The sequence below is a fragment of the Rhodoferax sp. genome (assembly GCF_018780565.1).
Taxonomy (GTDB): Bacteria; Pseudomonadota; Gammaproteobacteria; order Burkholderiales; family Burkholderiaceae_C; genus Rhodoferax.
On the sequence record NZ_JADMJN010000005.1, the window covers coordinates 58,534 to 78,246 of the forward strand.

Below are 19,713 nucleotides of genomic sequence, written 5' to 3' on the forward strand. Positions count from 1 at the left end.
GGCCGCCCCCATGATTGGCACCATGTTCAACCCCTTCTTCAACAAGGAAACACTGTCATGAAACTCTGGATCAAACGCACCCTGTTCGGCCTCTTGGGCGCCACCATTCTCGTGGGCGGCCTCAGCGCCTGCGGTCATCGCCACCACGGCTGGGGCGCCAACATGAGCGCCGAAGAATCGGCCCAGTACCGCAGCAAAATGGTGGACCGTGTCGCCAGCAAGCTCGACCTCAATGTCGACCAGAAAGCCCGCCTGACCGTGCTGGGCAACAAGCTGCACGATCAGCGCATTGCTTTGATGGGCCAAACCAAAGACCCGCGAGCCGAAATGAAGGCGCTGGTGGCTGGCGACAAATTTGACAAGGCCCGCGCCCAAACCCTGGTCACTGAAAAAACCACCGCTCTGCAAGCCAAAAGCCCTGAAGTCATTGCCGCCCTGGCTGACTTTTACGACAGCCTGAACCCGGCCCAGCAGCAAAAGGTGCGCGACTTCATGGAGCACCGCGGCCGCTGGTTCAGCCGCGGATAAGCGGTGACAATGTCAGCATGACCCGCATCCTGCTGATCGACGACGACGCTCAACTCGGGCCGCCCCTGGCGGCCTATTTTCAGCGCTTTGACATGACCCTGGAGTGCGCCCTGCGCCCCAGCGCAGGGCTTGCGCTCTTGCGCCAGAGCGGCCACCAAAACGGCTTCGACGCCGCCATCCTGGATGTGATGCTGCCTGAGATGGACGGCTTTGAACTCTGCCGCACCATCCGCAAAGAGAGCGACATTCCCATCATCATGCTCACCGCCCGTGGCGACGTGATGGACCGTGTGGTTGGCCTGGAGCTGGGTGCCGACGACTACGTGCCCAAACCCTTTGAACCGCGCGAACTGGTGGCCCGTGTGCAAACCGTGCTGCGCCGTCGCAGCACCAGCGCTCCGGCGGCAGCGCGGCTCACATTTGAAGGCCTGGTGATTGACCCGAGCACCCGCACCGTGCTGCGCAACAGCGAGCCAGTGGAGCTGACCAGCACCGAATTTGACCTGCTGCACCTGCTGGCGCGTGACGCCGGCAAGGTGTTTACCCGCGACGACATCCTCAACCACCTGCGCGGCCACGAGGCCGAGCTCTACACCCGCGCGGTCGACATCGTAGTGAGCCGCCTGCGCAAAAAGCTTGAACCATTGGATTGCATTAAAACCCTGCGCAACGCCGGCTACTCACTCGCGGTAGGCCGCGTCCAGCCATGAACAAGCCGCAAACTGCCCAGCACCCGCGTTGGCACCGCCGTGCCCGCCACGCGCTGGCCCACTCGCTGCGTGTGCGACTGGTGGCCCTGTTTTTGCTGCTGGCCCTGGCCATGGCGGCAACGTTTTTGTTTGGCATGCAGCATGCTTTGTCTAGCGGCTGGCGCGAGGCGGCCCGCCCGCTGGTGAGCGACTATGTGGACCGCCTGGCTACCGAGCTGGGCAGCCCGCCCAGCGTGGAGCGCGCTCAAGCCCTGGTGCAGCGCCTGCCGGTAACCGTGCGCATCAGCGGCCCGCAAGTCAACTGGCGCAGCCACCCCAGCACGCCCGAGCGCGAGCATCGCTTGAACGACGACAACCGCTGGAACCGCGACGAGCCGCGCCTGCTGGAGCGCACCACCGCCGATGGTCACCGCATCCACTTTGGCCTGAACGTGCAGGTGTGGCAAGACCGCCCGCGCTATGTCGGCTGGGCCACCCTGGCCGGGCTGCTGCTGCTCACTGCGCTGGCCTACGCCCGCGTGCGCCGCCTGCTGCGCCCGCTGGATGACATTCGCGCCGGTGCCTTGCGCTTTGGCCAGGGCGACTTTGCCCAGCCCATACCCGTGCGCCATCCGGCCCGGCCCGATGAACTGGGCGAGCTCGCTGCCACCATCAACACCATGGGTGGTGATATTCACCAAATGCTGGAGGCCAAGCGCGCACTTCTGCTGGCCATCAGCCATGAGCTGCGCAGCCCGCTGACCCGCGCGCGCCTGAACACCGAGCTGTTGCCCGAAACCCCGGAGGTGCAACCCAGCCGCGAAGCCCTGCTGCGCGACCTGGCCCAAATGCGCGACCTCATCACCGACCTGTTGGAAAGCGAACGCCTGGCCAGCCCGCACGCTGCGTTGCACCGCGAACCCACCGACCTGGCCGCGCTGGTGGCCGAGGTGGTGGCCGGGCTGGACGGCGCGCCCGCCGTCACGCAGCTACTGCCCGCCGACTTGCCGCCCATGGCGCTGGACCGCACCCGCATACGCCTGCTGCTGCGCAACCTGCTGGACAACGCATTGCGCCACAGCGGCAATGCCGCGCAGCCGCCCAGCATTGCCGTGCACACCGAGCCGGGTAACGTTGGGCAGGGCAAAGCAGGGCCGGGCGTGCGCATCACTGTGCGCGACTTCGGCCCCGGCGTCGACGAAGCCGCCTTGCCCCACTTGGCCCAACCCTTCTACCGCCCTGACGCCGCCCGCACCCGCGCCGAAGGCGGCGTGGGTTTGGGCCTGTACCTGTGCAAGCTGGTGGCCCAGGCCCATGGCGGCAGCTTCACGGTGCGCAATGCGCAGCCGGGGCTGGAGGTGAGTGTGCTGTTGCCCAGGATAGATGCTATTTAATTAATAGCTCTTTGTGCAATAGATACGAGGGCTACAGGCCGTTTTTTCTCTAAAATTCGTTCGCTTTGACCGAGGCCCTGGAACGGCTGCCGACGCAGGCAATATAAACAGCTGAAGAGGCCATCTCCGACTCGAACTTTTGCAAGCACGGCCCGTCTAGTCAGGCCTCATCATCCAGATTGCGCCCCCGGCTGCTGCGCCAGATCGAGCGCACCAGCCACAGGCCGCCAACCACGGCGCCGCTGAAACCCAGGAAGCCGAACGCGGGCAGGCCGAACAGACTGGGGCCACCCTGCACGTTCATGACGATGGACGAGCCAATGATCAGTGCTGCAATCACCAGTGCCATCGCCAGGCGGTTGGCGGCGCGGTCGATCTGGTCGCCCACGCGCTTGAGATGCGCCAGTTCGATGCCCACGTGCACCCGTCCGCGCCGCGCATTGCGCAGCAGGCGCGACACATCGTGTGGCAGTTGTTCGGCCAGCGCCAGTGTGCGGCGCAGTGTTTTCCAGGCGCGCGTGGCAAGGACCTTGGGCTGGTAATTTGTTCGCACCATCTGGCGTAGCATGGGGGTGGCCTGCGTGGCCATGTGAAAGTCGGGGTCCAGCCCACGCCCCATGCCTTCAAGCGAGATAAAGGCCTTGATCAGCAGCGCCAGATCCGACGGCAGACCCAGGTGGTGGTCGCGCAGGATGGCGGTCACATCGCCGAGCATCTGGCCCAGGCTGAGTTGGGCCAGCGGTGTGCCGTGGTACTGGTCTACAAACGCCTCAATCTCGGTTTCAAGCTGCGACAGGTTCACGCCATGGTCGTCACCGGTCCAGTCCAGCAGTACGTCGGCCACGGTTTGTGGATGGCGCTCCACCAGGCCCAGCAGCAGTTGCAGCAGCTCTTCGCGCCGCCGCTCCGACAGGCGGCCGATCATGCCGAAATCAATGAAGGCAATGCGGTTGTCGCTCAGGTAAAACACGTTACCGGGGTGCGGATCGGCATGAAAGAAGCCATCCTGCACAATCATCTTGAGTACCGCGTGGGCGCCGCGCTGTGCCAGCAGGGTGCGGTTGAAACCGGCCTGCGGGGTGAGCTGGTCCAGCTTGTCGCCGGGAATACCGCCCACATAGTCCTGTACATTGACGCGTTCGCCAGTGTGAGCCCAGTGCACACGTGGAATCACGATATGGGGCAGCAGCGCCATGTTGGCGGCAATGCGTTCAGCGTGGCGGCATTCGGCGGCCAGGTCCAGCTCGCGGCGCAGTGATTTGGCAAACTCGCGCACCAGCAGTTGTGGGCGATAGGGTTTGAGCGCGGGCATTTCGGACTCTGCCAGCGCTGCCAGGCGCCCCAGCAGGCGCAAGTCGGCTTCGATCACGTCTGTGATGCCGGGGCGGCGGATCTTGACGATGACTTCGGTGCCGTCCTTGAGTTGTGCGCGATGTACCTGTGCGATGGACGCTGCCGCCAGCGGCTCCACGTCAAAGCGGGCAAAAATGTCTTGCGGTTCACCGCCCAGGTCTTCGCGCAATTGGGGTAGCAGCACATCGAGCGCGATCGCCGGCACGTGGCTGTGAAGTTTTTCAAACTCGGTAATCCACTCGGGGCCAAACAGGTCGGCACGGCCCGCCAGGATTTGCCCGAGTTTGACGAAGGTGGGGCCCAGCTCTTCCATGGCCAGCCGCACCTGAACCGGGGGCTCAATGCGCGCGAGATCGGCCGCGTGCTCCCAGTGCAGGGCGTGACCCGCCCGCTCCAGCCGGTCGGCAAGGCCCAGGCGGCGTACGCTGTCGCCAAAGCCGTGGCGAATCAACACACCCACAATTTCATTGAGGCGGCCCATGTCACGGGCAGCGCCCAAAGTCTCGATCAGCATGATCGGATGATAGCGCCGCGTTCCCTGTCTTTAAGGTTTGCCTGACTTTGCTGGCAGGTTGCTCAGGTAAAGATGCAGCGCGCGCACGTCGGTGTCGCTCATTTCACTCAAGGAGGTAAAGGGCATGACCTGCACTGCGCTGCCGTCAGCGCGTTTGCCGGTTTTGAACATTTTCATGAATGCATCGGCATTCGCATAGCGCGCCATGACGGCGCCCGGGCGCAGGTCGGCAGCGGCGGGCCATTCCGGCGGACCACCCGGTATCTTGCCGCCAGCCAGATTGGCGCCGTGGCAGCCTATGCACATATGGGCCACATAGGCGCCATGCGCGAGGTTCACACCTTCGGCCACAGGCTGGGCGGGCGCCAGCGCGTGGTTGATTTTTTCGGCTGCATCGGGTATCAGGCCAATGCCGTAGAGCGCCTTGACGGGTGGTGGAAGGTCCACTACCGGCCCACCGCCGGACGCCGCTGCCAGGTTGCGTACCCAGGCCACCAGCGACGCGAGGTCGTCATCGGTGAGGCGGTTGTAGTCTTCGCTGGGCATGATCATCAGCGCTCGTCCAGTGGGGCTGATGCCATGGCGGATGCTGCGCTCCCAGTCTTGCGCGGTGTAGCGCACCGTGACGCTGCCGGGGCCTGAGGTGATGTTGGGCCCCGCGATGCGCAGACCTTTGCCGTCGTCCAGAAACATGCGGCCGGCGCCGTTTTTGCCATGGCAGTCCACGCAGCCGCGGGAGGCGTACAGATAGCGGCCACGCGCCAGTGCCGCCGCATCGCTGCGCAGGGCCACGCCCTTGACGTTGACCTGAATCTGGCGGTTCATCTTGCGTTCGGCCAGCAAAGTGCCAGCCAGGAGGGCTGCGCCTGCCAGGACAACAAGCGCGGCCAACGCAAGGGCGGCGCGCAGAGTCCATTTCTTCCATTTGTTCATGGGTACCTCCCTATAGGCAAGGGCTTGAAAAGTCACATTTCATCCAAAAATAGAAAATAAATCAAATTTGTCTGTGACGAGCCTGCTGCCATGGCCGGCGCAATCGGGCCGCGGAAAAAGGCAAAATGGAAGGCTATGCAAACACCCACTCGCTCGTTAAATCTCATTGGTGCCACCAATTTTCGTGATCTTGGCGGTTACGCCGCGCAGGGCGGACGCGCGGTGCGCTGGCGCAAGCTTTTCCGTTCGGACCATTTGGCCGCGCTGACCCCGGAGGATCTGGCGACGCTTGCCAAACTGGGCCTGTCACGCGCTTACGACTTTCGCGGTGTCGCCGAGCGTGCAGCGGTGCCCTATGCGTTGCCAGGCGTGGCCTCGTATTCCTTGTCGATTGAGCCCACCGTGGTGCAGCGCATGAAGGACCTGCTGGAGGCGGGCCACAAGTTGACAGCCCAGGAAACGGTGGGTCTGATGCAGCAAACCTACCGTGCATTTGTGCATGACAACTCGCATCGCTTTGCCGAACTCTTTGCGCAACTTCTGGACAACGATACCCCGTTGGTTTTTCATTGCACGGCAGGCAAGGATCGAACCGGTTTTGCCGCCGCGCTCATATTGCTGGCCCTGGGCGTGTCACGTCCGGTGGTGATGCAGGACTACCTGCTGACCAATGATTTTTTTCGCATGCCGCACTCGCCGCCCGGTTTAGCGCCGCAAGAGGTGCTGGACGTGCTCTGGCGCGTGCAAGAGGATTTTCTGGACGCCGCGCTGCAGGTGGTGGAGCACGACTATGGTGGGGTGCAGCAGTATCTGGTGAAGCAACTGGGTGTCGGCCCCACCGAGCAGGCCCGGCTGGAAGCGCTGTACCTGCAGGCTTAGTCTTCACTCAGCTCCGCACGGACCAAGCCGCGCAATGAACTGCAAATGGCCAGAGCCTGGGCCTGCTGCAGATCGGGCAAGGTCAAGGCTCGTTGCCCGAGAGCGGGCCAACGTGAGAGCAAGCGCCCGCGCATGACGCCAGGCAGCAGGCCACAGGTCAAGGGCGGGGTCCACCACTTCCCCTCAAGCTGAACAAAGAGGTTGCTGCGGGCGCCTTCCGTTATTTCCTGTCTGTCATTGACAAAAATTTCATCAAACGCACCGTGCGCCGTGGCATGGCGAATGGCCTGGTCGTAGCCGCTGCGCAGCGATGTCTTGTGCGCCAGTAAAGCCAACTCAAAGGCAGGTACGCGGCTTGCAGACAGCACCAGCTTGACTGGACCAGGAGCCAGTGGCGCCAGCACACTGTGCGCTATTTGCACGCTGCCGTCATGTGCCAGGTCCAGGCGCAGGCGGCAGCTTGTGTCGGGTGGGTGTTGTGCCGACGTGTGTGTCAAATAGTGCGCCAATTGCGCACGCACCTCGGCCTCATTGAACCTGAAGCCCAGGAGCTTTGCACTGCTTGCCAGCCGGGCCAGGTGCAGATCAAGACGCGCGAGTCTGCCACCCTGTAAACGCAGGGTCTCAAACAGGGTAAAGCCCGGGTCCAGCCCGGTCAGAAAGGATGCTTTCAGGCGCGATTCCGCATACTCGCTGTCGGCCGTCGAGTCCATGACGATGCCGCCGCCCACGCCCAGCGTGGCGGGGCGCAGGCCTTGTTGCTCGTTACCCAGGGTCAGGGTGCGGATCGCCACAGACAGGCAGAAGTTGCCGCAGGATTGATCGGCCTGTGGGGCATCCAGCCAACCAATGGCGCCGGTGTAGAGCCCGCGCGGTGTGGACTCCAGACCCGCGATCAGCTTCATGGTGTTGAGCTTGGGCGCGCCGGTGATGGAGCCGCAGGGGTGCAGCGCTGCCAGCACCTTGGCAAAGTCCATGCCGGGTGCAAGCACCGAGGTGATGGTCGAGGTCATCTGGTGCGCGGTGCGATAGCTTTCGATGGCGAAAAGCGCAGGCACTTTGACTGAGCCCACAGCCGATATCCGTCCCAGATCGTTGCGCAGCAGGTCGACGATCATCACGTTCTCGGCCCGGTTCTTGGGGTCGTTGGCGAGCCATTGCGCATTCTTCTGGTCTTGTTCGGGCGAGTCACCACGCGCCGCCGTGCCTTTCATGGGGCGAGCCAGCAGTTGTCCCGCGTCATGGCGAATAAAGAGTTCAGGCGAACAGGACAAAACCCAGCGGCTTTCCTCGGGCAGGTCGCTCAAGGCGTTCAGGTGGGGTGACGATGGCAAGGCGATCAGCGCCCCAAACGGTACCGCCTGGCGGTCTCGCAGGCGCCGGTACAGCCCTAGAGGTGTGCCGTACTGCTGGCCATGCAGCCGGTAGGTGTAGTTGACCTGGTAGGTTTCGCCTGCGGCAACGCGTGCATGGATGGCGGCGATGGCTGTATTGAATTGCGCCCGGCTCACGCTCGCGGTCCATCCTGCAACACCGGCCGGCGTGGCGGACTCGGCGTCGTCCATGCGGGCAAGCCAGTGTGTGACCTGCGCTTCAGACAGGAAGGCCAAGTCACGAAACAGCAGGATGCTCAACCTGCTGTTTCCGGGCACGGGCAGTGCGCTGCCCCATTCATAGTCAGCGAGCACGGCAGCGTGCAGGCCGGAGGCGATGTCTGCCTGAATGCTTGGCCACAGTGCCACCAGGGCGCCAGGGTCTGCGCAGACGTGCGCTTTGACAAAGCCTGTGTAGAGGCGGCTGCTGGGGTGCCCGGCACTGGCCTTGCAGTCGTCCAGCAGCACAAAGCAGTCAGGCACGTGGGCTTTGGGTGAATGATCTGTCACGGCGGAAAGATTCAAAAGATTTTATTGCTACCAAAAAAATAGCGCCTTACGCCCTGTATACGAGGGCCTAAGGCGCTTTTTGACGGACTAAGTGGCGTTTACAGGGTATCGGTAAAGCTGCGCAGCTTGTCGGAGCGGCTGGGGTGCTTGAGCTTGCGCAAGGCCTTGGCTTCGATCTGGCGAATGCGTTCGCGCGTCACGTCAAACTGTTTGCCCACCTCTTCCAGGGTGTGATCGGAAGTCATCTCGATACCGAAGCGCATGCGCAGCACCTTGGCTTCGCGTGGTGTCAGGCTGTCCAGAATGTCTTTGACCACATCGCGCAGGCCGGCCTGCATCGCGGCTTCCATCGGGGCGGTGTTGGCACCGTCTTCGATGAAATCGCCCAGGTGGCTGTCGTCATCGTCACCGATGGGTGTTTCCATGGAAATCGGCTCTTTGGCGATTTTCATGATCTTGCGGATCTTGTCTTCCGGAATCTCCATGCGCTCGGCCAGCACGGAAGCATCGGGCTCGAAGCCGAACTCCTGCAGGTGCTGACGGCTGATGCGGTTCATCTTGTTGATGGTTTCGATCATGTGCACCGGAATACGGATGGTGCGCGCCTGGTCCGCGATGGAGCGGGTAATGGCCTGGCGAATCCACCAGGTGGCGTAGGTCGAGAACTTGTAGCCGCGGCGGTATTCGAACTTGTCCACGGCCTTCATCAAACCGATGTTGCCTTCCTGGATCAAATCCAGGAACTGCAGGCCGCGGTTGGTGTACTTCTTGGCAATCGAGATCACCAGACGCAAGTTGGCCTCGATCATTTCCTTCTTGGCGGCACGTGACGAGTACTCGCCTTCGTTCATGCGCTTGTTGATGTCCTTGAGCTGGTCCAGCGGCACCACCACGCGGGATTGCAGGTCGGTCAGCTTTTGCTGCAGGTCCTGCACCGGGGGAATGTTGCGCCCCATGATGGCGCTCCAGGGCTTGCCAGCAGCAGCTTGTTTTTCGATCCATTTCAGGTTCAGCAACTGGCTGGCAACCTTGTTGCCGTGCTTGTCGCGGCCGCTGAAATCGGCAATGAAGTTCTCTTGCGGGTAGCCGCACTTGTCCACGATGATGCGGCGCAGCTCGCGTTCTTTCTTGCGCACATCGTCCACCTGGCCACGCACCATGTCGCACAGCTTCTCAATGGCTTTGGCGGTGAAACGAATGGACATCAACTCTTCCGACAAGGCCTTCTGGGCTTTGACGTAGTTGGGCGTGCCGTAGCCTTCCTTGTCGTAGATTTTGTGGATTTTTTCGAAGTACTCGCGCAGCTTGTCAAAGCGGGTCAGCGCTTCACGCTTGAGTTCCTCCAGCTTTTTGGTCAACGCCTTGGAGCCGCCTTTGCCGTCGTCATCGTCGGCTTCGTCGAACTCGTCGAAGTCTTCCTCGGCCACGTAGTCGTCGGCCTCATTGGGGTTGGAGAAGCCGTCCACGATGGTCGTGATGACGACCTTGCCTTCACGGATGTCTTCACCCAGACGCAGAATTTCGGCGATGGTGGCAGGGGAGGCGGAAATCGCCTCCATCATGAACATCAGCCCGCCTTCGATGCGCTTGGCGATCTCGATTTCGCCTTCACGGGTCAGCAGTTCAACCGTGCCCATTTCACGCATGTACATGCGCACCGGGTCGGTGGTGCGGCCAAACTCGCTGTCCACGGTGGACAGGGCGGCTTCCGCTTCTTCCTCGGCCTCTTCTTCGGTGGCGGCAGTGGAGACATTGTTGTTAAGCAACAGTGTTTCAGCGTCAGGGGTTTGTTCGTAGACGGCCACGCCCATGTCGTTGAGCATGGAGATCACGACTTCAAGGGTCTCGGCATCGACCAGCTTGTCGGGCAGGTGGTCGGAAATCTCGCCGTGTGTCAGGTAGCCGCGGGTCTTGCCCAGCTTGATCAGGGCTTTCAGGCGCAGACGGCGCTTGGCCATGTCTTCTTCGGACAGGACGGTTTCGTCCAGACCAAACTCTTTCATCAAGGCGCGTTCTTTGGCCTTGCTGATTTTCATGCGCAGGGGTTTGACTTTTTCCCCGGTGACTACCGGCTCGCCAACCAGATCAGCCTCAATGTCGGCCATGTCCATGTCGTCCGAACCAGAGGATTCGGAGGCACTTTTGGGCTTGCGGCCACGCTTGGCACCGGTTTTGGGCGGTGCGTCCGACTCGGCGGACACGACTTTGGGCGGGCGCCCAGGCTTCTTTTTAACAACAACTTCAGCGGATTCAACGACGGGCGCTTTGGCGGGAGACTTGGATGCGGGCACTGTTATGACTTTCGTATCGGGCTTCTTGGTAGCGGTCTTGACCGTTACCTTGGCCGCAACCTTGGGGGCGGCGGCTTTGGGTGCCGGTTTGGGGGCAACCTTGGTAACGGGCTTTGCAGCGGGCTGGACAGGCTTCTTGGACTTTTGAACAGGCATGTAAAAACCTCAGGACTTCAAAAAAGAAAAGACAGAATGAACAGGCGCCTCAAAGGAGACCGGCGCAGTTTGTGTGACAGAGGAAAAAAATCCCTCAGTGGCAAGATGTATGGGCGAACATTTGGTGTGCAGCCCTTGCGGTAAGGTAGCCGGTCGTGAACAGTGAGTGTCATCGTTTGGCTGGGCCCGGAGGTACTGCTGTCGCTCTTGCCGACAATCAACAGAGGATTATACCTCGAATTTTCCGAAATTCAATCAGAATCGAGGGGCAGGGATTCAAGCTGGCGCCGGCGCGTTTGCAGTTCACGGTAACGGTTCAGGGCGCTTGGATCGGCCTTGGCCGCCTGAATGGCTTCGGTTTCCTGCTCTTTGAGCCGCTCCACCAGCATGCGGTTGAGCAGGTTGCGCAACTCACTGGCCGATTCCCCGGCTTCATCCGGTTCAACCAGCTCGAAATCCGCCATCAGGCGAAGCGCAAGGTCTTCGCCTTCATGTCCGCGAAGGCCCTCGCGCAGGGCGATCCAGAGTTGCGGACCATGCTCATGCAACTGGCTCTCCAGCCAGACGAACAAGGGCCCGTGCGGCGCTGGCAGCTCACACAGCATGGCGTGGTCTTCGGCTGAGAGGCCCTCGAGCCCGGCCATGTTGCCCAGCAGAATCCGTGCCGCGTGGTCGGCCCGGGTGGCTGGCCGGGCGCGACTGCCCATACGCGGTCGTTCGGTTCTCTTTTCACGAGAATTTGACCTGTAGCCACCGTATTCATTGCCTGATTCACTATCTTTTTTATAGTATTTGGTTTTTTCCGTGTGGTGGCTGACTGGCTTGGGGTTCCACAAATCCGTCAACTCGCGGCTGGACAATTGCACCAGGTCGGCAATCTCGCTCAGCAATTGCAGCTTCAGGGCGCCCTCGGGCAACTGCATCCACAAAGGCTTGGCGTTGCTGGCCATATGGGCGCGGCCTTCAGCGGTGTTGAGGTCGCAGCCATCGCGGGCCGCGTCGATCAGGAAGCGGCTTAACGGCACCGCTTCGCTCACATAGCGCGCAAAGGCTTCGCGGCCAAATTCACGGATAAAGCTGTCGGGATCGTGTTCGGCGGGCAAGAACAGGAACTTGACGCTGCGCACATCGGTGGCGAAGGGCAGGGCGCCGTCCAGTGCCTTGCGCGCCGCGCGCCGACCTGCCGCGTCGCCATCGAAGCTGAACACCACCGAGTCGGTAAAACGAAAGAGTTTTTGCACATGATCGGTGGTGCAGGCGGTGCCTAGCGTGGCCACCGCGTTGGGAAAACCCAGCTGGGCCAGTGCCACCACGTCCATATAGCCCTCAGTCACCAGCGCATAGCCCAGGTCGCGCAAGGCGTTGCGCGCCTCGAACAGGCCATACAGTTCGCGGCCCTTGCTGAAGACCGGTGTTTCCGGGGAGTTCAGGTACTTGGGCTTTTCATCGCCCAGCACGCGTCCACCAAAGCCGATGCACTCGCCCTTGATGTTGCGGATGGGGAACATGATGCGGTCACGAAACCGGTCGTAGCGCTTTTCGTCTTCGCCGTCTTCGACGTTCAGGATCACCAGGCCGCTTTCCACCAGCAGGGGTTCGTCGTAGCTTGGGAACACGCTGGCCAGACTACGCCAGCCTTCCGGGGCATAACCCAGGCCGTATTGCCGCGCCACCTCACCCGACAGACCGCGGCCTTTGAGGTATTCCACCGCGCGGGGCGAAATTTTGAGTTGTTTTCGGTAGGCGTCGCCAGCTTTCTCCAGCACGTCCGTCAGGGTGGCCTGTTTTTCCCGCTGCTGCGCGGCTTGTGCCCGGTCCTGCGGGCTGGCGTCGTCCTCGGGCACTTGCAGGCCATACTGCTGGGCCAGATCCTTCACGGCTTCCACGAAGGTCATGCCGGCGTGGTCCATCAGAAAGCTGATCGCATTGCCATTTTTGCCACAACCAAAGCAGTGGTAGAACTGTTTGGCCGGGCTGACGGAGAACGACGGTGATTTCTCGCCATGAAATGGGCACAGGCCCATGAAGTTGGCGCCGCCCTTTTTGAGCTGCACATAGCGCCCGACGATCTCCACCACGTCAGCGCGCGCGAGCAGTTCCTGAATGAAGGTTTGAGGGATTGACACGGACGGTATTGTGACCCAGGCGCGCTGGCAGCCTAGCGGGCCTGCACCAAGATGTAGCCGCGGTTTTCCACCGTGTCGAAGGTGCGCATGCCTCGGACCAGGGTGGCTATGGGCATCCAGACCCAGCCTGCGCTGGCGGGATTGACGTCCATCACCAAAAAGGAGTCGGATTGCGCGTCATAGGCGCCTACGGGCGAAATATGCCCGCCGCCACGCTGGCCCACGGCCTCGCGCCGGTAGTTGACGATCACATAGTCCCCGCCACGTTTGAGGTTGTCGGCCAGATCGGTGCGAATCTCGTCCTCGGGCTTTTGGTTATCAACGATGACGGCCCGGGTGCCCAGACCATGTGCCCGCAGCAGCTCATCAAGCTGGCGCAGCTGGTAACCGGTGTCCCTGACCTGCTTGCCATTGACGGTTTCGGGCTCGCCCAGCACCCGCGAACGGGTCTTTTGTCCTTTGCCAATGACGTTGTCCTGCGTGTAGCGCGCAACGGTCAGGTCGAATCCGCTGGGCAGATGCTGCAGGTCTTCGGCCCGCAAGCGGCTGCGATCGCGCGGCAATTCCCTGGCGCTTGCGTAGACCGTGTTCAGTACGATGGCCGCCGTGGTCGGTCCGCAGAAAGCGGCATTGGACTGCGCCTCAAACTGATTGGCCAGCGCGGGAAAGTCAACTTTCGCCGCCGCCCGCGCAAGGCGTGTCATGCCTTCCTCCGAAGCAAAGGCGACCAGTTCCTGCCCACGGTTCACCGTGGCACTGTCTTGCGCCCAACCGCTGGAGACAAATGAAATGGACAGCAGACTGATCAGGAAAAAACGGGCAAGCAGCGACATGAATGAATCTCCGGATTCCTGGGACAAGGATCGAGGCAAAAGGGCCGCGGGAAAGGACAAGTCTACGGTCTATTGAGGTTCTGCGTCAGTCACCCATGACCACGCCTTCGCGCCGTGGGTCAGCACCGCCCAGCCATTGTGTTGCGCCATCCACCCGGCTGCGGGCAATGGCCTGCAGGCCGCTGGTCATATTGACCTCCCGAACCTCGTGGCCACGTTTTTTAAGCGCCTCAACGGTGGCGACGGGAAAACGCTTCTCTTCAAGAATGGTCGGGCCATTGAGCGAAGAAAAATTGGGCAGGTTGATGGCCTGCTGCGGCGACAGGCCCCAATTCAGAATGCCATAGATTGTTTTGGCTGTGTAGTGAATGATCTGTGCCCCGCCCGGGCTGCCCGCACTCATGACCAGCGCGCCGTTGGCCTTGTCAAAGATCAAAGTTGGTGCCATAGACGAGCGGGGTCGTTTGCCTGGCTGAATGCGATTGGCAATGGGAAGACCAGCCGCATCGCGCGGCGCAAAACTGAAATCAGTGAGTTCGTTGTTCAGCAGAAATCCGCCGGACAAACCGGGCCACACATTCACCATTTGGCGCGAGCCGAAGCCGTCTTCAATGGTTGTGGTCATGGCCAGGGCGTTGCCATAGGCGTCAACGATGGAAATGTGGGAGGTGCCGTACTCGACCTGCTCGGTCATAGGCCCAAAGGCCATCTTTGCGTCATGGGGCAGGCCGGCCTTCGCGGCTTTCATGCTCATTGAATCCGGGGTTTGCCCAATCAGCCTGGCGCGCTCCGCCAAATAGGCGGGGTCCAGCAGGCTCATCCAGTTGCCTGCGGGCGGCTGTACAAAATCCGGGTCAGCCACGTATTGCGCTCGATCTGCAAAAGCCAGACGCGATGCTTCGGTGTACAGGTGTAGCCACTGCGTCGACGGCAAGGCACTTTCCAAAGGGTGGGCGGCGGCGTTGGTGTGATTGAGCAGGCCCAGGATCTGCCCCAGCGCAATCGCGCCTGAACTCGGCGGCGGGAAGCCACACATCCGGTATTCGCGTGCATGGGTCAGGTAGTCGTGGCACAGAGGTACACGCTTGATTGCCTTGTAAGAGGCCAGGTCAGACAAGCTCAATTTTCCGGGATTGCCGGGGTGTTTTTGCACCTTGTCCACAACTGCTTGCGCCACTTCGCCCTCATGCAGCGCTTGGGCGCCATGGGTTGCGATCCGCTTCAAAACTTCTGCCAGCGCGGGGTTGCGCAGCACATGGCCCACGTCATGGGGTGAGCCATCGGTTTTGTAGAAATAGGCAAAGGCAACAGGGTCCTTTCTCAGATGCTTGTCCGCACCCAGCAGTGAGCTCAGGCGGGGGCTGACCTTGAATCCGTCCGTAGCCAGGCGAATCGCAGGCTCGAACAACCGGGCCCAGGGCAATTTGCCGTACTCTTTGTGCGCCATCGTCAGCATGGCCACCGTGCCTGGGGTACCAACGGCGCGACCACCCACCACGGCGTCGTAAAACGCCACGGGTTTTCCGTCACTGCCGGTCAGCAGATTTTCGTCAGCGGCGGCGGGGGCGGTTTCGCGTCCGTCAAAGGCTTCGACGGCCTGGCCGTTGAAATGCAGAAGAAACGCACCGCCACCAATGCCGCTGTTTTGCGGCTCCACCAGGGTCAGGACCATTTGCACGGCGATGGCGGCGTCAACTGCACTGCCACCGGCTTTGAGAATCTGGTAGCCCGCATCGGTGGCGAGTGGATTCGCCGCTGCGACGGCAAACTTTGAAGTTGTCCATCCGGGCTTGTCGGTATAGACCGAAGACGCCTCAGACTGCACCGGCACGCTGTACGTGAACTCTGCCGTGCTGGCACAGCCTGCCAGCAACAACAACGCGATGGAGGCAAGCTTGCCTCCATCGCGTTGGAGATGGGTCGTCAGGGCCAGGGTGTGCATCATGGGTGTTCTGCAGGTCTGATAGCGAACCCGTGCCATCAGACCGTGATGCGTTTTCGCGGGATCAGCGTGGTGCCAGGCGAATCGCACCATCCAGGCGAATCACTTCGCCATTGAGCATGTCGTTCTCAAAAATGTGCTGCGCCAGTTTGGCGTAGTCTTGTGGCGTACCCAGGCGCGAGGGGAAGGGTACGCTGGACGCCAGGGAGTCTTGCACTTCCTTGGGCATGCCGAACATCATGGGTGTGCCAAAAATGCCGGGCGCAATGGTCATGTTGCGGATGCCGTTGCGTGACAGATCACGTGCGATGGGCAGCGTCATGCCGACGATGCCGCCCTTGGATGCGCTGTAGGCCGCTTGACCAATCTGGCCGTCATAGGCCGCAACCGACGCGGTGGAGATCATCACACCGCGCTCGCCGGTGGCTTCGGGGTCGTTCTTGCACATCGCGTCAGCGGCCAGGCGAATCATGTTGAAGCTGCCCACCAGGTTGACGGTAATGCACTTGGTGAACACGCCCAGGTTGTGTGCTCCGTTTTTGCCCACGGTTTTTTCGGCCGGTGCAATACCTGCGCAGTTGACCAAACCCATCAGCTTGCCCATGGAGACTGCCTTGGCAACCACGGCCTGGCCATCAGCCTCGTTGCTGACATCGCATTTGACGAATGCACCGCCAATTTCCTTGGCGATGGCTTCGCCTTTTTCAACCTGCATGTCGGCAATAACCACTTTGCCGCCTTTGTCTGCCAGCATACGCGCTGTGCCTTCACCCAAACCCGATGCGCCACCTGTGACGATGAATACTTTGCCTGCGATGTCCATGTGATCTCCAAAAACAATTGACGTTGACGTAAACGGAAATTATGGCCCATTCACACCAGGCTCATTTTTCTTTTGCTCGTGAATCGACTGACTGAATATTCCCGCTATAATCTGAGGCTTCGGATATATTCAGGCGCATAGCTCAGCTGGTTAGAGCACCACCTTGACATGGTGGGGGTCGTTGGTTCGAGTCCAATTGCGCCTACCAAATTTAAACCCTTGTAATTCAGTGAGTTACAAGGGTTTTTTGGTTTTCAACGGTGTTTTTCGCGACCTGGCATCATTCATCCAAGCAAAAAAAACCGGCCTTCTGGCCGGTTTTCTCAACTGAGGTGCAGACTTCAGTAGCGGTTGCCGCCACCACCATAGCCGCCACCGCCGCCTTCGCGACGGCCACCGCCACCACCACCGAAGCCGCCGGTACGTGGTTCCATTGGGCGGGCTTCATTGACCACCATATCACGGCCATCGACCGATTTGCCGTTCATGCCGCTGATGGCCGCCTGGGCTTCCGCGTCGCTCGACATTTCCACAAAGCCGAAGCCCTTGGAGCGGCCGCTGTCACGGTCCATCATGACCTTGGCAGACGATACGGTGCCGAAGTCAGAGAAATTTTGGTTCAGGGATTGGTCATCTACCGAGTAGGAGAGGTTGCCGACGTAAAGTTTCTTACCCATTTTGGGATCTTTCAAATATGCGAGCGCAGTTTCAAGGTACCGCGCTACGCGGGGGAATGACGCTTGGCCATGGCCAAGCGTCCAGGAGTACCGGAACTCCATGAGCTGAAACTGAATTCAGTTCGTGGACACAGGTCTTGGGTTCGGTCGGGGAGAAAAATTGAGACCGGAGGTAAAGCTCGCCGCTGGGGGAGTTTGACGCCCGGGAGGGTCGAAACTATCGACCAAAAAGGTGCGGGAGCAGCAAGTAAAGCGCTACTGACCGTGTCAGACTACAGCTACTGCAAAGGGAAGCAAATCACAGCAACTGGTGGATTTTACCCGCGTTCAAGCAGTCACGCCGGATTATTTGCGCGCAGAGTTGCCAGAGTATTTCTCTCTGGACGCTGCCATCATGGGTTCTGCTTGCGTGGGTAGCGAGCGACACAGTGCTGACTATGGCGACCTGTCAAGCCGCAATCTATGCGACGGCATGCATAGGCATTCCCGGTATACGGTTCATGTCCTGAACCTGTGGCGATTCCCGCGTCGCGCTACTGCGGGCTATAATGTCAGCTTCGTGAAAGGCAGACTTCAGTCCTAATTTGAATTAAGTCTGGAAATCACTGAATATTTTGTCTTGCTTTTAACGAAGCCTCAGGGTAAACCTTGGGACCGGGTTGGGGGGCACTCTTTAGAATGTGTTGCAGTGCAATACATTACATCAGGCCCAGCCTGAGCCAGAGGAGCTTCCATGCAGAGCAAGAATACCGCTGAGTCGAAAGTTACTCAGCGTGTTATCAAGAAATACCCCAACCGACGGCTTTACGATACGGATACGTCAAGCTACATCACATTGAGCGAGGTTAAACAGCTGGTGATGGACAGCGAGCCCTTCGTGGTGCGGGATGCCAAAACCGGTGAAGACCTGACGCGCAGCATTTTGCTTCAAATCATTCTTGAGGAAGAGGCCAATGGATCGCCGATGTTCACGGCGCCTGTGCTGGCCAGTGTGATCCGCTTTTATGGGCATGCCATGCAAGGGTTCATGGGCAAGTACCTTGAAAAAAATATTCAGACCTTGAGTGATATCAATGCCAAATTTGGCGAGCAATCCAAAGGTTTCACGCCTGAAATGTGGTCACAGTTCTCGGCTCTGCAATCTCCGGCATTGCAGGGAATGATGGGCGGCAACCTGGAGCAAGCCCAGAACATGTTTGCGCAAATGCAGGAGCAGATGCAAAAGCAGACCGATCAGATGCTGGGAGCTTTCGGGATCAAACGCTGACCGGCGCGAATGCTGGGACAATCGATACATGAGCGAAGTAATTACCAAAATCAACACCCCTCCCAAAGTCGGATTCGTCAGCCTCGGCTGCGCCAAGGCGCTGACCGATTCCGAACTGATCCTTACGCAACTCAGCGCTGAGGGTTATCAAACCTCCAAGACATTTCAGGGCGCCGACCTGGTGATCGTCAACACCTGCGGCTTTATCGACGATGCGGTCAGGGAAAGCCTGGACACCATTGGCGAGGCGCTGGCCGAAAACGGCAAAGTCATCGTCACGGGTTGCCTGGGTGCCAAATCCGCCGAGGGCGGTGGCAATCTGGTGCGGCAAATGCACCCCAGCGTGTTGGCTGTGACCGGTCCGCAGGCCACGCAAGAGGTGATGGACGCGGTGCATGCCAATCTGCCCAAGCCGCACGATCCGTTCATTGATCTGGTGCCCAACGCATTTGGTGTGGCGGGTGTGAAGCTCACGCCTCGGCACTATGCCTACATCAAGATCAGCGAAGGCTGTAACCACCGTTGCACGTTTTGCATCATTCCGTCGATGCGCGGTGATCTCGTGTCCCGGCCCATAGGTGATGTGCTGAAGGAAGCGCGCGCCCTGTTTGAAGGCGGCGTCAAGGAGTTGCTGGTGATCAGCCAGGATACCTCGGCCTACGGCGTTGACGTCAAATACCGCACCGGATTCTGGGACGGCAAGCCGATCAAGACACGCATGCTTGAACTGGTGCAGGCTCTGGGCGAGATGGCTTTGCCCTATGGCGCCTGGGTGCGATTGCATTATGTGTACCCGTATCCAAGTGTCGATGAGGTCCTGCCCCTGATGGCCACCGGTGCGGTGCTGCCGTATCTGGATGTGCCTTTGCAACACAGCCACCCGGATGTACTCAGGCGCATGAAGCGCCCGGCCAGTGGCGAAAGAAATCTGGAACGCATTCAGCGCTGGCGTGAGATATGTCCCGAGATAGTGGTGCGCAGTACGTTCATTGCGGGATTCCCCGGTGAAACCGAAGAAGAGTTTTCTCATCTGCTGGATTTCATGAAGGAAGCTCAAATTGATCGAGCAGGTTGCTTTGCCTACAGCCCGGTAGATGGCGCTGCGGCCAATGACATTCCCGGCATGTTGCCGATTGAACTGCGGGAAGAGCGGCGCGCGCGCTTCATGGCGGTTGCTGAAGCGGTGTCTGCGGCCAAGTTGCAGCAGCGCATCGGCGCCACTATGCAGGTGTTGATCGATTCAGCGCCGGCGATGGGCAAGAAGGGCGGTGTCGGACGCTCTTATGCCGATGCGCCCGAGATTGATGGCGTGGTGAAGTTGCTGCCGCCTGAAAAGATCAGCAAGACCTTGAAGGTTGGTGAGTTCACCAAGGCCCGCATTGTGGGCACGCAGGGGCACGATCTCGTGGCTCAGCCTTATTGATT

General features: G+C 60.3%; 15 protein-coding genes and 1 tRNA gene. 7 read left to right on the forward strand and 9 right to left on the reverse strand.

From position 1 onward, the window contains the following. Positions 1 to 57 precede the first annotated feature (57 nt). Genes IV109_RS07805 through IV109_RS07815 form a run of 3 tightly spaced genes read left to right on the forward strand, consistent with a single transcriptional unit; the run spans position 58 to position 2,611 of the window. The gene (locus IV109_RS07805) at positions 58 to 528 is read left to right on the forward strand and encodes a Spy/CpxP family protein refolding chaperone (protein WP_296694605.1); all 471 of its coding nucleotides are present in this window, start codon (positions 58 to 60) and stop codon (positions 526 to 528) included. A gap of 17 nt (positions 529 to 545) precedes the next feature. Beyond that, positions 546 to 1,238, forward strand: coding sequence for a response regulator transcription factor (locus IV109_RS07810; protein WP_296694607.1), 693 nt, complete (start codon positions 546 to 548; stop codon positions 1,236 to 1,238). Continuing rightward, on the forward strand, positions 1,235 to 2,611 hold the full coding sequence (locus IV109_RS07815) for a HAMP domain-containing sensor histidine kinase (protein ID WP_296694610.1): 1,377 nt from the start codon (positions 1,235 to 1,237) through the stop codon (positions 2,609 to 2,611). The genes IV109_RS07810 and IV109_RS07815 overlap by 4 nt, the downstream gene beginning before the upstream one ends. 160 nt (positions 2,612 to 2,771) lie before the next feature. Here the strand turns inward: IV109_RS07815 and IV109_RS07820 are convergent, their stop codons facing one another. Next, positions 2,772 to 4,478, reverse strand: coding sequence for an AarF/UbiB family protein (locus IV109_RS07820; RefSeq protein ID WP_296694612.1), 1,707 nt, complete (start codon positions 4,476 to 4,478; stop codon positions 2,772 to 2,774). 30 nt (positions 4,479 to 4,508) lie between these two features. After that, positions 4,509 to 5,411 carry a cytochrome c gene (locus tag IV109_RS07825; protein ID WP_296694615.1) on the reverse strand — a complete coding sequence of 301 codons (903 nt, stop codon included), beginning with the start codon at positions 5,409 to 5,411 and terminating at the stop codon, positions 4,509 to 4,511. A gap of 135 nt (positions 5,412 to 5,546) precedes the next feature. On the opposite strand from IV109_RS07825, the gene IV109_RS07830 reads away from it, so the two are divergent. After that, complete coding sequence (locus tag IV109_RS07830; RefSeq protein ID WP_296694617.1) at positions 5,547 to 6,290, forward strand: tyrosine-protein phosphatase; 744 nt, start codon at positions 5,547 to 5,549, stop codon at positions 6,288 to 6,290. On the opposite strand, the gene IV109_RS07835 is transcribed toward IV109_RS07830, so the two are convergent. The 6 genes from IV109_RS07835 to IV109_RS07860 form a co-directional block, all read right to left on the reverse strand. After that, positions 6,287 to 8,173 carry a chorismate-binding protein gene (locus IV109_RS07835; RefSeq protein WP_296694619.1) on the reverse strand — a complete coding sequence of 629 codons (1,887 nt, stop codon included), beginning with the start codon at positions 8,171 to 8,173 and terminating at the stop codon, positions 6,287 to 6,289. The genes IV109_RS07830 and IV109_RS07835 overlap by 4 nt on opposite strands. Before the next feature lie 98 nt (positions 8,174 to 8,271). Beyond that, a complete protein-coding gene (gene rpoD, locus IV109_RS07840; RefSeq protein ID WP_296694622.1) occupies positions 8,272 to 10,620 on the reverse strand; it encodes an RNA polymerase sigma factor RpoD in 2,349 nt (782 codons plus the stop codon). A 251-nt stretch (positions 10,621 to 10,871) separates the two neighbouring features. Then, on the reverse strand, positions 10,872 to 12,746 hold the full coding sequence (gene dnaG, locus IV109_RS07845; protein ID WP_296694624.1) for a DNA primase: 1,875 nt from the start codon (positions 12,744 to 12,746) through the stop codon (positions 10,872 to 10,874). Between the two features lie 32 nt (positions 12,747 to 12,778). Beyond that, positions 12,779 to 13,579 carry a phytochelatin synthase family protein gene (locus tag IV109_RS07850; protein ID WP_296694626.1) on the reverse strand — a complete coding sequence of 267 codons (801 nt, stop codon included), beginning with the start codon at positions 13,577 to 13,579 and terminating at the stop codon, positions 12,779 to 12,781. Between the two features lie 85 nt (positions 13,580 to 13,664). After that, a complete protein-coding gene (locus IV109_RS07855; protein ID WP_296694628.1) occupies positions 13,665 to 15,524 on the reverse strand; it encodes a gamma-glutamyltransferase family protein in 1,860 nt (619 codons plus the stop codon). 61 nt (positions 15,525 to 15,585) lie between these two features. Beyond that, a complete protein-coding gene (locus IV109_RS07860; RefSeq protein ID WP_296694631.1) occupies positions 15,586 to 16,344 on the reverse strand; it encodes a 3-hydroxyacyl-CoA dehydrogenase in 759 nt (252 codons plus the stop codon). 131 nt (positions 16,345 to 16,475) lie between these two features. Here IV109_RS07860 and IV109_RS07865 point away from each other — a divergent pair. Then, positions 16,476 to 16,552 (forward strand) — tRNA-Val (locus tag IV109_RS07865). Positions 16,553 to 16,685: 133 nt separating this feature from the next. On the opposite strand, the gene IV109_RS07870 is transcribed toward IV109_RS07865, so the two are convergent. Beyond that, positions 16,686 to 17,021 carry an RNA-binding protein gene (locus IV109_RS07870; protein ID WP_296694632.1) on the reverse strand — a complete coding sequence of 112 codons (336 nt, stop codon included), beginning with the start codon at positions 17,019 to 17,021 and terminating at the stop codon, positions 16,686 to 16,688. Between the two features lie 733 nt (positions 17,022 to 17,754). Here IV109_RS07870 and phaR point away from each other — a divergent pair. Both phaR and rimO read left to right on the forward strand, forming a co-directional pair. Then, the gene (phaR, locus tag IV109_RS07875; RefSeq protein ID WP_296694634.1) at positions 17,755 to 18,288 is read left to right on the forward strand and encodes a polyhydroxyalkanoate synthesis repressor PhaR; all 534 of its coding nucleotides are present in this window, start codon (positions 17,755 to 17,757) and stop codon (positions 18,286 to 18,288) included. A 28-nt stretch (positions 18,289 to 18,316) separates the two neighbouring features. Next, positions 18,317 to 19,711, forward strand: coding sequence for a 30S ribosomal protein S12 methylthiotransferase RimO (gene rimO / locus IV109_RS07880; protein WP_296694637.1), 1,395 nt, complete (start codon positions 18,317 to 18,319; stop codon positions 19,709 to 19,711). Positions 19,712 to 19,713 lie beyond the last annotated feature (2 nt).